We start from the raw sequence: 13,068 nt of genomic DNA, 5'->3' as shown, positions 1-13,068 counted from the left end.
CAATTATGGACACCTATCACTGCATGCCTGAGAATGAACTCTTGCGCCTACTCCGTTGTGGGGATATGCAGGCCTTTGATGTCTTATACCATCGTTACAGCCATACCATTTACGCCAATATCCTTAAATTCATCAAGGATAAAACTGTTGCCGAAGATCTGCTTCAGGATGTGTTTGTCCGGATATGGGAGAATAGGTTAAAAATAGATCCCGAACAGTCATTTGCCGCTTTTTTATACACCTGTTCGCGCAATATCACCTTTAATTTTAGGAGAAGGCTAAAATTGGAGCTGGAGTCAGCCATTCAGCTGGCGCAGGGGGCAGTGGAAGGGGAAAATTCCATCGACCGAATGTTGGATTCAAAGGAAGCGCAGCAATGGGTCGAACAACTCCTGCACAAATTACCGCAGCAGCGGCAAAAAATATTTCGACTTTCTAAACTAGAGGGAAAGAGCTATCAGGAGATCGCCCAGGAAATGGGGATTTCGGTTTCCACAGTCCGTGACCATATCGTCAAAGCCAACAAATTTATCCGCAATGCTGCCTTACAGGACAATGGTTTTTCTGCATTCATGTTTGCCTTACTGCTTTTTTCAGGAAAATAAAAAAAAATTACCGATCGAGCAGACCTTAATTTTATCTCGTGTGTATTTACCTAAAATTACAGCACGGTGGATAATCGTAAATCTAAAATAGACCAATTACTTCAAAAGTATAAAGCGGGAAATTGTACGGTCGAGGAAATGACCTGGCTGCGGACGGCATTAGCCGAAGCCGATCCCGAAGCCGATGTGGACCAGGCTATCATTGAGAGCCTGCTACAGCCTGTCGACGAGCTGAATGCAAGTGAATCCCACTTGGAAAAAGCGCTTGAGAATATTAAAAGGCAGATTGCTGGGCAGCAGGTGAAAAAAAGTTCGCTGCGCCTCATGCGATGGCCCTATTGGGCAGCTGCAGGGATTCTTTTCCTTTCGCTCTTGACCCTATTGATCCGGAATCAACACCCAGATACCGTGCCGCAGCTCACCAAGCATACTGTACGGCAACAGATATTGCCTGAAGAACTGCCGCCGGGCGGTAATCGGGCAACATTACGTTTGGCGGACGGTTCTCTCGTTCAACTCAACGATCAGCAATCCGGTATCATTATGGGCGATGAAATTACATATGCCAATGGTCAACCGTTGCAGCGCGGAAAGATGGGGCGAAATCAAGAAACAAATGACCTGAGCAAGGTGATGTTGGAACTGAGCACGCCAGTCGGGGGAATGTACCAGATTACATTGCCCGATGGAACGAAGGTCTGGCTCAACGCAGCATCCTCGTTGCACTATCCAGCGCGATTTGCACAGCATGAGCGCAGAGTAACGTTGAAAGGTGAAGCTTTCTTTGAGGTAACGAAAGATACCGCACGACCATTTAAGGTGTTGAGTCAGGGACAGGAAGTGCAGGTACTTGGGACTGCTTTCAACGTCAATGCTTATCCAGATAATAAACTGATCAAAACGACCCTAGTCAACGGACGGATTAAATTATCCAATGAGAATCCGGCCATCGCGGCGGTCTACCTACAGCCAGGGCAGCAGTCCAGCACCAACGCCACCGGTATCATTCGGGTCGCACAGGTGGATCCCGCTGCTTTTACCGCCTGGAAAGAGGGACTATTTTATTTTGATGAAACACCGCTGGCCGAAGCATTGCGGCAAATCGGACTTTGGTACGATGTTGAGGTGAAATACAGTTCTTCTGTACCACAAACTCATTTTTATGGTCGCATAAAGCGTGACAAGCCGCTAGGGGAAGTGCTGGAGGTACTTGCCGAGGGGGGACTACGTTTTGAACTTGTTAAAGCCCGGGACAAACGCGTGCTATTGGTAACTGCGCAGCCTTGATCCACCTATTGAAAAAGGAACTAAACTAAAAACCCAAATAACCATGAAAACAAACCGGCTAATGAAACCTACTTAAACAGGAATAAGGGATACATGCCGTATAAAAAAGACAGTGCTGGGGGGCACTGTCTCGAATGGCTGCATGTACCTACTTAAATGCCCGAGGGCAAAAATGTTGATAACCATTTATAAATAAATACAAAACCATACAAACATATGATTTTTTATCCATTTGTTAGGCTACATCCGTGGAGTTTAACGATACGCAGTATACTGATTATGAAATTGATTATACTCATTTCCTTGCTGACTATAATGCAGGTGTTTGCTGAAGGAAATGCACAAACTATCAATCTTACCGCAAAACATGTGACTTTAAACCAGGTCATGCGCAGCATTCAGCAGCAAAGCGGACTCAACTTTTTTTTAAATGGTAAGGCTCTGGCGCAGTCAAGGCTATCGGTTAATATACGCAATGCCAGATTGGAGGATGCCATGAATGCGATTGCCGCACCGCTCCAGCTGGATTGGATTAAAAAGGATGAGGTCATTATCTTAAAACCGCGACGAAAGGATCATGCGGTCGACGAGATGCCGCAGCAGCGCAGCATAGGCGGGCGTGTGGTTAATAGCAAGGGCGAAGCGCTCATGGGAACCACCGTAACGGTAAAGGGAACCAACGTCTCCACAAACTCCGCCCAGGACGGTAGTTTTACCATTCTGCTTCCGGCAGGGAGCAATACCCTGATTTTTTCAAATGTAGGCTATCAAAGACTCGAAAAGACAGTCAGCGATGACGACCAGCTGCAGGTTGTCCTACAGGAGGAAGTTAGTGGTCTAGAGGAGGTGGTCGTGGTAGGCTATGGCAGTCAAAAACGAGCCAATGTGATCGGTGCAGTGTCCACCGTGAACGGAAGTTCTTTGGAAAATAGGTCAACTTCGACATTGTCCTCCTCCTTGGCAGGCCTGGCTGCGGGGGTAAATGTACAGACTACTACCGGCAAACCAGGAGCAGACGGCGCCACGATCCTTATCCGTGGTAAAGGAACGCTAAATAATACCGCTCCATTGGTCGTGATCGATGGTATCGTTGGATCCATAGATGCCGTAAACCCCAATGACGTGGAGTCTGTTTCGGTGTTAAAAGATGCGGCAACGGCGGCCATCTATGGTTCACTTGGGTCAAACGGTGTTATTGTCATCACAACAAAGAAAGGTGCCAAGGGAAAAAATAATCTTTCGTATAGTGGAATGGTTTCCATGTTGCGACCCAATAATGTGCCCGAGTTTATTACCGATTACCCGCGACATATGCAGCTGGTCAATGAGGGTTTTACCAACCTGGGGCAAGCGGCAGTATATACCGATGCGACAATCAAGCTGTGGGAAGACGCAAAGAAAGATCCAGAAGGATTGACAGAATTCGGGATACCCAATAAAGTCGCCTATCCGAATACGGACTGGGGCGATGTGCTGTTCGGGCAGCGTAAGCTCCTGCAAAACCATAACCTCTCACTCAATGGCGGAACTGAAAATACGCAGTACCTTTTCTCCGTGGGTTACTTCAATAATCCGGGTACCATGCCAAAAACAGGAGCCGATAAAATCCGCATGCGCATTAATCTGCAATCCAAAGTAGCGAAATTTTTGACGGTGGGAACACAGACCTTTGGGGACATGCAAAATTTAAGTGTAGCGGATGTCGGTACCGCCTATGCCTACCTCACCCAGACTGTCCCCGGCGTGTACCCTTATTACAATGGGGTTTACGGATTCCCGGCTGCTGCCGAAGAATCGGCTACGGCCAACAATGCGCTGGCTTTTTTGAACAGCATGGATGGTAAAAACCAGGTGAACCGCTTCAATACAACGATTTTTGCGAAAGTAAACCTGATGAAGGGACTGGAGTTTGAGTCCAAGATCAATTACAATCAGGCTTATTCTGAAAACAATTGGTATCTGGTACCTTATGAAAAATGGAATTTTGCGACGAACAAATTAAGTACGGCAGCCTTGTCCCCAGGACAGCTGACTACACAATATAATATGACCAAGAGTTACAATGTCATCGTAGACAATGTGCTACGCTACAACGGCTCTTTTGGAAAACATGATGTTGGCGGTATTGTAGGCTATAACGAGCAATACTTCAATCAATACAATACAGGGGCAGCCAAACTGGGGCTCGTACATCCGGATCTGACAACCTTTAATTCTGCGACGACCATGAGTTCGATTAACGGCGACGAATTTGACTATGGACTGCGTTCGTTCTTTGGCCGGGCCAATTATGCCTATGCAAATAAATATCTCGCCGAAGCGGTATTGCGTTACGATGGTTCGTCCCGTTTCGGTGCCGCCAAACGCTGGGGTTTCTTTCCGGCATTTTCAGCAGGCTGGCGCATTTCGGAAGAATCCTTTATGGAAGCTATAAAACCCGTTGTGGATGACTTGCGAATCAGGGCCTCCTGGGGGAAGACCGGAAACAATGCCTCGGGCAACTATGATCACCTACCTTCTTATGGTTCGGTTAATTATTCGTTCAACAATCAGGCTATCCGTGGTCTGGCCCAAACCAAATTAGGTAATGACCGCCTGCATTGGGAAACTACCACCACAACCAATCTAGGTTTTACCGGTACTGCATTACAGGGTAAGTTGAGCCTGGAATTTGATGTCTACCGTGCTTACACCGATGGTATCTTATATGTTCCGAATATTCCGGCGACGGTAGGGACAGCCCAGCCGGCAACGATGAATATCGCTGAAGTGAGCAAGAGGGGGCTGGAGCTCAGTCTCGGCTATCAGGGGCGTGTCAATGATTTCAAATATAGCCTATCTGGAAATTTTGCCTACAATACCAACCGGGTGGAGAAATACAAGGGCCTGCTTTCGGAGGGCTATGTGACTGACGCTGCCGGCAATCGGGTGTACCAGTCCAATATTGGTCTGGTGTCCGCCGGCGCCAATCAACGTGTGATCGAAGGGCATGAAATCAATGAGTATTATTTATATAATACCTATCGTGGTTCGGGCAGTCACTTTTTGGCAGATGGTTCGGTAGATAAAAATGGTGGACCCCGCGATGGGATGATCCGCACCGAGCAGGATATGGAATGGCTAAAGGCAATGGCAGCCGCCGGCTACTCCTTTCAGCCAGCAGATGGAATAGATCCAACGAAAATCTGGTATGGTGACCTGATCTATTCGGACCTGAACGGGGATGGCATTTACGGTAATGTCTATGACCAAAAATTTATGGGCAAACGTGCAACGCCGGCATTCAATTATGGCTTAAGTGTCAACCTGGCCTATAAAAACTTCGATGCGGCGATGATTTGGTCAGCCTCTTCCGGTGTTTCTTATTATTGGAATGAACTGTACCTCAATTCTTCTATTGTGGCACAGGGCAAGTCCGTTCCAGCTTTGGTGGCCAATGATCACTATTATTACAATGCCGCCAATCCCGCTGATCCCAACAATCGGATCGACGGCTATTATCCGCGCTTGAAGGGAGTGACCGATGCGCAGAACGGACGCACCAGCAATTTCTATCTGTACAACGCTTCTTTTGTCAAGTTGCGCAATTTGCAGATAGGGTTTAGCCTTCCCGAGCGTTTGGCCAGCCGGTTTTCAATCGCTAAGCTGCGCATCTTTTTGGCGGGTGAAAACTTGCTGACCTGGACAAAATTCCCCGGACTGGATCCCGAAATCGGACCTGCTAGCAATGATCCTTCGTTAATCAACGCTTCCACTGTCAATTATCCGACTATGCGCCAGTATTCGTTGGGACTTAACCTTACTTTTTAATTTGAACGAACATGAAAAAAATTATAGCGATTTTATTGATCTCGGGATTACTTGGATGTAAGCGGGATCTGTTGGATACTTCACCCTATTCATCCGTATCCACGGCAACGATGTGGACAACGGATAATCTGACTGACCTGGGGGTAGCTGGGATATATGGTTCCTTCAGACTACTCATGGGGCATAGCGGTTTGATTTCACCCTATGAGCTGTACCAGTTTGACCGTTTTTCGTTTACCGGACAGGGACGTTTTGACGAACCGCTACTAACGGGAACCATCACTGCTGGTGATCCTTTATTTTTAAAAGTGTGGCAGATCCAGTACGAAGGAATCCAGCGGGCCAACGATGCCTTGAAAAATATACCGCTCAAGTCACCTTCAACAGCAGAAAAGAAAGCCAGATACTTAGCGGAGGCGAAATTTTTGCGCGCCTACTTTTACTTCAGGCTCAATCAATTGTACAAAGGCGTACCAATTTACCTTGAACCATTTACGGCAAGCGAAGCCATCAAGGCACGTAATTCGGAAGCTGAAGTGTGGGATCAGATCCTGAAAGATCTCAATGACTGTATCGCTGAGCCCAATTTTCCAGATCGCTATCCTGCGGGCAATGCGAACTATGGGCACGCAACGAAAGCCGCGGCCTATGCCCTGCGTGGTAAAGTATTTCTTTACCGTAAGGAATGGGCAAAGGCTGCTGCAGACTTTCAGAAAGTAAAAGATGCCGGACACAGCCTTTTCGGAGATTATAAAGCCCTGTTTAAAGAGGCAAATGAACAATGTCCAGAAATGATCTTTTCCATTCAGCATAGGGGTGAATCCGGTTATGGTAATAATATGCAGCTGTTCTGCGGGTGGCCGTCGGTCTACTCGCGTGGCTGGAACTATTATATGCCCTCCCCACATCTCGTTGATCTATACGAAAACAAGGACGGTTCGAAGTTTGAATGGGATAAAGTCATTCCGGGTTATTCAAGTTTAAAAGAGAATGAGCGGGAGGTATTTTTTCTGCGCAATAATCTGACAGCAGCAGAACAGGCTGCAGCGGCTCAGCGGGGCGCTAAGATGAGCTTATACCTGCCGCAGGGCAATGAAGAACGAATTAAGAAAGCGTACGAAAATAGAGACCCACGCCTGCAGGCCAATATTGTGACACCTTATGCTACTTTTCGGGGTGCATACAACTTTACAAATGTGGAGAGCACTCAGGTGATGCGCTGGCCTTTCCGTGGGCAGGCTCAGGTGGATGGGGATATCCAAAGCGATACGCAGATCAATTTCTTTTACTTCTACCGTAAGTTTGTGGCCGAAGGAACCAATGAATTGATAGACCGTAATTATGGTCCCATCGATTTCCCGATATTCCGGTATGCCGATATATTGCTGATGTGGGCTGAGGCCCTGAATGAAGATGGTCAGCTCAATGCAGCCCTTGCCAAGGTCAATGAAGTCCGCCAGCGCGCAGGTGTGGCACTGCTCAATTCCAATGCCGCAACTGCGGTGGCCGGCAAAGAGGATTTACGCCGTCGCATCCAAAATGAACGCCGGGTGGAATTTCCCAATGAAGGCATCAATTATTTTGACGAACTGCGCTGGGGCACCTGGAAAGAAAAAGTATTTCAACCGGGCAATGGCCGAAAACAGGTGTGGGGAACAAATGTGAGCAATTACAGTTATAAAGGTGACTTCCTCGATGTATGGCCCATCCCGACATCAGAAAGACAAATGAATGTCAACCTGACCCAAAATCCGGGTTGGATAGATTAGTTTTACAGATTATCAGAAGTCAAAGCGATCCCATATCGTGTGGATGATCTTTGGCTTCTGATCAGACAAACCTAACATTATATGATACGAATACCTTATTTGTTGCTGCTCCTTATAGTACCTTTTTTCTGCTCAGCGGCGACAGGCACTGATAGCAGTGCTCTGGTGAAAAAAGGCTTTCAGCTTGCGGAAAAACAGTATGATTTGCTTTTTAATGAACATAAAGATCTCAGCTTGTACCCACGTTCGGCTGATCCGAATGGAAAAACATCGTTTACAAGCATCAGCGATTGGACCGGAGGTTTCTGGCCGGGATGCCTTTGGTATGTTTTTGAATATACTGCTAAAGATAAATGGCGTGATGCAGCACTTAAATGGACCAACTCCCTGCGTGAGAACCAGTTCAATACCAATCACCATGATATCGGTTTTGTGATGAACTGTAGTTATGGTAATGCCTATCGCCTGACCGGAGATACCACTTTTAAAGCCATTCTGATTCAGAGCGCAAAGTCCTTGCTCACACGGTTCAATCCAAAGGTTGGCGCGATCAAATCCTGGAATAGTTTTGCCTCTTGGGATGGCGTGCATAGCTACAGCTTTCCGGTCATTATTGATAATATGATGAATCTGGAACTGCTTTTCCTGGCCTCAAAGCTTTCTGGTAATCCTGTCTATCGGGAGGTCGCTGTCCGGCATGCCGAGACCACTTTGAAAAATCAGTACCGCCCGGATTTTAGTTCCTATCATGTGGTCAACTATGATCCTGAGACGGGCCAGGTTCTGAGCAGGGAAACGGCGCAGGGCTTTTCCGACAACTCGGCCTGGGCTAGGGGCCAGGCCTGGGGACTCTATGGTTTTACGGTGATGTACCGTGAAACCAGGGACCCGAAATATCTGCAGGCCGCTATAAAAATGGCAGATTTTTACAGCAAACACCCGCGGCTTCCTAACGATAAAGTTCCACTATGGGATTTTGACGTTGACCAGCCCGGATTTGTGCCAAACTGGGACTATCGCAAGACCGATTTTGCATCGGTACCACGTGATGCTTCGGCAGCCGCAGTAACAGCCTCAGCATTGCTTGAGCTCGTGGGTTATGTACAGCCCCAACAGCAGCAGACTTATTCGCAGCTTGCTCAGACCATTCTTGAGTCGCTGGCATCCGAGCATTACTCCAGCAAGGTAGGTGAAAATGGTTATCTTCTTTTAAAGCATAATGTGGGAAGTATTCCGCATAAAGGTGAAATCGATGTGCCCCTAATTTATGCGGATTATTATTATCTGGAAGCCTTGTTGCGCTGGAATAAATTGGTCAACGAATCAGAGCAGAAAATCATGCGGGAATGGAAAGCAATGCATGCGAAGAAAGCTGCCGCCTGCGCTGATTTTCAAAAGCAAAAATTTGGCATGTTTATCCATTGGGGACTTTATGCTATCCCTGGCGGAATCTGGAATGGACAGAAAATTGAAGCGATGGGCAGTCCGGGAGTAGCGGAGTGGATCCAGCTCGTGGCTAAAATTCCTCGGTCTAGCTACGAAAATTTGGCCAGGCAATTTAATCCGGCCGCCTTTGATGCCGATGAAATTGTGAGACTGGCTAAACAGGCCGGTATGAAATACCTGGTCGTGACCAGCAAGCACCACGATGGTTTTGCCATGTATGACTCTAAGGTCAGTGCTTTTAACATCGTGAAGGCGACACCCTTCAAAAGAGATGTGATTCAGGAACTGTATGATGCTTGTCTGCGTCAGGGACTCGACTTTGGATTATATTATTCCCATAACATTGACTGGAAAGATGGCAGCGATGCACAGTATGCCCTGACCAAAGCGCATGATGCCCAGCTGAATAGAAAGACGGATGCCTTTGGGGCCAACCGCTGGGACCCTAGTCCAAATTCCTTTGCCGCTTACCTCCAGGAAAAAGCAATTCCACAGGTAGTGGAACTGCTGCAACGCTATAAAAAGTTAAAATATATCTGGTTTGATATGCCAGGATTGATGACCCCACAACAGAGCTTCCGTTTTTACAAGACCGTGTATGATCTTAATCCAGAAGTTATTGTATCCGAGCGTATCGGCAATGGGATGGGTGATTATGTTATTCCGGGTGACAACCGTATTCCGGCGGCCAACGAACGTTTTGACAAACCATGGGAAGCGATCGGTACATTTAATCATTCCTGGGGCTATAAATCTTACGATCAAGATTGGAAATCCATCGACGAATTGCGGTATTGGCTCTTGGAAATCTGCAGCAAAGGAGGCAATTACATGCTCAATATTGGACCCGATGCCCAGGGGCAACTTGCTGAACAGGTTAAACAAAATCTTAGTATATTAGGGGACTGGCTCGAGACCAACGGCGAAGCGATATACGGCAGCAAGCCCTGGATAGTACAGCATGAAGGACCTACAGCAATCCAGATTACAGATACCGAACAGCGGGAAAAGGAAGGTTTTAAAGCCAATTTTACAGCGTCTGATTTTTGGTTTACCCAAAAACAGGATGCCGTGTATGCGCTGGCCATGGTAGCTCCGGCTGATGGTAAAGTCAGCTTGCGCAGCCTGAACCAACATACCGCTCGGGTGCGCTCCGTGGAAATTCTTGGCGGCGGCAATGTAGTTTTCCAACAAGATCAGGAAGGTCTGCATCTGCGCCTTCCACAGGGCATGTCACAAAATACGTTGGGATATGCACTTAAAATTAGGATTGAAGAATCAATATAAAACCTTAATAAACGCATGTTAAACCGAATAAAACTAATTTGCTTCCTTTTCCTCTGTTGCCTAAGTATAGGGAATATTCCGCTGCATGGACAAACGAATGTCGTCCAGCCGATAGGAAGCGATGCCGGACCGGTAATTTTTTTGGGAAATAGCATCACTTACGCGGGCCAATACGTAGCGATGACCGAAAGCTTGTTGCTGATGGCGCAAGACCAAAGCAAAAGCCAGTTTATCAACCTGGGATTGCCCAGTGAAACGGTATCCGGATTAAGTGAACCAAATCACGCCAATGGAAAGTTTCCCCGCCCATGCCTTTTCGATCGCCTGGATACCCTACTGGACAAGGTTAAGCCTCGATTGGTGTTTGTGTGTTATGGGATGAATGATGGTATCTACCTCCCTTTTGATAGCAGCCGATTTGAAGCTTATCAAGCTGGTATAATGCGCTTGCATGACCGATTACAACATGCAGGTGTGAAACGTATCATTTGGCTGACTCCACCTGTACATGATGATCCAAAGTTACGTCTTCAAGGTTATAACCAAGTCTTGGATAGCTACGCCTCGTGGTTACAGACAAAAGCGGCTAAGGAGCAGTGGGAAGTAGTCGACCTACATTTTCCGATGAAAGCTTATCTAGAAGAACAGCTAAAATTGGATAGCACATTTAAATTAGCATCCGATGGTATTCATCCGGAAACCTTGGGACATTGGCTGATGGCCAAAACAATTATTGCACATCTGTTGCCCGGAACAGCACTTGCACCTACTTGGGAGCAGGAGCTGAAAAGCCTGCCAAAACTCCAAAAAATATATCCTTTGGTACTCAAAAGGCAGACGATCATGAAAGATGCCTGGCTGACTCATATCGGACACAAACGCCCTGGTATGGTTAAAGGTCGCCCTATAGCAGAAGCGCAACGGATCTATCAACAGCTGCAACTGGAAATTGCAGCATTATGCTCCGATCTCAACTGAACTTTTATGTATAAACTGAATAAGAATGAAAATTAACTTTTTAAAATGGAAATGTGCAGCGGCACTGGGAATGCTGCTGTGTATGACCGAGGGATCATTTGCCCAGACAAAATCACAGCCTTATGAGGGGGTGCCCGGATGGACCGAAAGCCAGGACAAACGGATGGAATGGTTTAGAGAAGCACGTTTTGGCCTTTTTATCCACTGGGGATTGTACAGTGCGGCTGGTGGAAGTTTCGAAGGAAAACAATATCCACAGCACTATGCCGAATGGATCCAGACCTGGGGTAAAATCCCCAGCAAGCAGTATGCAGCGGTGCTGAAACCAAAATTTACCTTGCGTTCATTTGAACCCAAAGCCTGGGCACGTCTGGCCAAAAAAGCTGGAATGAAATATATGGTCTTGACGTCCAGACATCATGAAGGTTTTAGCCTATTTAATAGCCAGCAGCCGTACGCTGTAAAGAATGACATTACTGGCAGTGCAAACTTATCGCCAAAAGGCCGGGATTTATATAAAGAAATCATGAGTGCATTTCGTCAGGAAGGATTGAAAGTAGGTGCTTATTATTCATTGCTCGACTGGCAGCATCCGGATTCCTATGAAGCTTTTAATTTAAATCCGAATCCCGATAACCACAAGCCTGACCATAACCGCTATAAGGAATACCTCTATGGACAGATTAAGGAACTTGCGCAGAATTACGGTCAACTGGATATGCTATGGCCTGACTTTAGCAGCAAACAGCACCAAGGTGAGGCATGGGGAACAAAGCGTATATTGACAGATTTGATCAAATGGCAGCCGAATATCATTATCAACAATCGGTTTTGGGAGGGGCTGGAAAATAAAAACGGCGATATCGGAACACCTGAAAAATACATTCCACCAACAGGGCTTCCGGGGATGGATTGGGAGGTCAGCCATACCATGAACGAAAGTTACGGTTATAGTGCGCACGATCAAAATTGGAAAAGTTTCCCTAAAATCATGCAATTGTTTGTGGAAACGGTCAGCAAGGGAGGGAATTTCCTGTTAAATGTGGGACCTGATGGAGATGGGGCTATTCCTGCACCGGCCGTGGAGATAATGGAGCGTATCGGGGATTGGATGCAGATCAATAGCGAGGCCATTTATGGGACAACAGCAAGCCCATTTCAAGCTTTGGACTGGGGGTATTGTACACAAAAGGAAGGTAAATTATACTTGCATGTATTTGATCGGCCAGCAGGCGGAAGCATTGATCTGCCCATTAAAAATAAGGTCCTAGCAGCCTACGGATTGGCTGCTCCCAAAACTAGGCTGAAAGTGGAGACAAAGGCTGGAAAGCCCCAGATTCCGGTGGATGCATTTACTATTGAAAGTGGCCCCAAGGTGATCGTAGTCGAGATCCAGGGTAAACCGCTAGTGGAACAAAACCTGACACAGACCCAAGCCGATGGACGCATTATTATGAATGCCAATAATGCGAACCTGCAAGAGGCCAAAGGACTGAAGATTATCGGTGCCAATACCCATGATCCCAATCGTCCAAATGCTTTAGGGCAATGGAAAGATCCTAATGACCGGATCTATTGGGATATCAAAATCCAAAAACCGGGCAAATACCGTGTATTGATCAATTACCTGCCAAATGCTAAACATACAGGCACATTACTGCTTTCGGCACTTGGTCAGAAGTTCCCGTTTGTTTTTGGCGTTGAAAACGGAAGCGGCTTTAAAGACGCTGAATTGGGAACACTCGAGGTGTCGCAACAGGTAATCGGCGAACCGAGTACACGGATGAATTTACAGGCAACAGAAATCAAAGGCGACGCGCTGCCAGAAATTGCATCCATTACCCTGATTCCGATAAAAGAATAAAGCTGGATAGGAAAACCTAAAC

At 46.8% G+C, this 13,068-nt stretch carries 7 protein-coding genes; all 7 read left to right on the top strand.

All coding sequences use genetic code 11. The features are described from left to right. The first annotated feature begins 5 nt into the window (after positions 1-5). The 7 genes from ABDW32_RS15510 (at position 6) to ABDW32_RS15480 (ending at position 13,046) form a co-directional block, all read left to right on the top strand. On the top strand, positions 6-605 hold the full coding sequence (locus ABDW32_RS15510) for an RNA polymerase sigma-70 factor (RefSeq protein ID WP_343563947.1): 600 nt from the start codon (positions 6-8) through the stop codon (positions 603-605). A 66-nt stretch (positions 606-671) separates the two neighbouring features. Further along, positions 672-1,892: a FecR domain-containing protein gene (locus tag ABDW32_RS15505; protein ID WP_343563945.1), complete on the top strand. Its 1,221-nt coding sequence runs from the start codon at positions 672-674 to the stop codon at positions 1,890-1,892. 279 nt (positions 1,893-2,171) lie between these two features. Continuing rightward, positions 2,172-5,702 carry a SusC/RagA family TonB-linked outer membrane protein gene (locus ABDW32_RS15500; protein WP_343563943.1) on the top strand — a complete coding sequence of 1,177 codons (3,531 nt, stop codon included), beginning with the start codon at positions 2,172-2,174 and terminating at the stop codon, positions 5,700-5,702. A gap of 11 nt (positions 5,703-5,713) precedes the next feature. Then, a complete protein-coding gene (locus tag ABDW32_RS15495) occupies positions 5,714-7,471 on the top strand; it encodes a RagB/SusD family nutrient uptake outer membrane protein (RefSeq protein ID WP_343563941.1) in 1,758 nt (585 codons plus the stop codon). 81 nt (positions 7,472-7,552) lie between these two features. Continuing rightward, positions 7,553-10,204 carry an alpha-L-fucosidase gene (locus ABDW32_RS15490; protein WP_343563939.1) on the top strand — a complete coding sequence of 884 codons (2,652 nt, stop codon included), beginning with the start codon at positions 7,553-7,555 and terminating at the stop codon, positions 10,202-10,204. Between the two features lie 15 nt (positions 10,205-10,219). Beyond that, entirely contained in the window at positions 10,220-11,182 is a 963-nt protein-coding gene (locus ABDW32_RS15485) for an SGNH/GDSL hydrolase family protein (protein ID WP_343563937.1), read from the top strand. Positions 11,183-11,207: 25 nt separating this feature from the next. Further along, positions 11,208-13,046: an alpha-L-fucosidase gene (locus ABDW32_RS15480; RefSeq protein ID WP_343563935.1), complete on the top strand. Its 1,839-nt coding sequence runs from the start codon at positions 11,208-11,210 to the stop codon at positions 13,044-13,046. Positions 13,047-13,068: the final 22 nt, after the last annotated feature.

The organism is Sphingobacterium sp. (genome assembly GCF_039596235.1).
GTDB lineage: Bacteria > Bacteroidota > Bacteroidia > Sphingobacteriales > Sphingobacteriaceae > Sphingobacterium.
The sequence above is the reverse complement of the archived record's forward strand: the minus strand, read 5'-3'. Positions and strand labels throughout refer to the sequence as shown.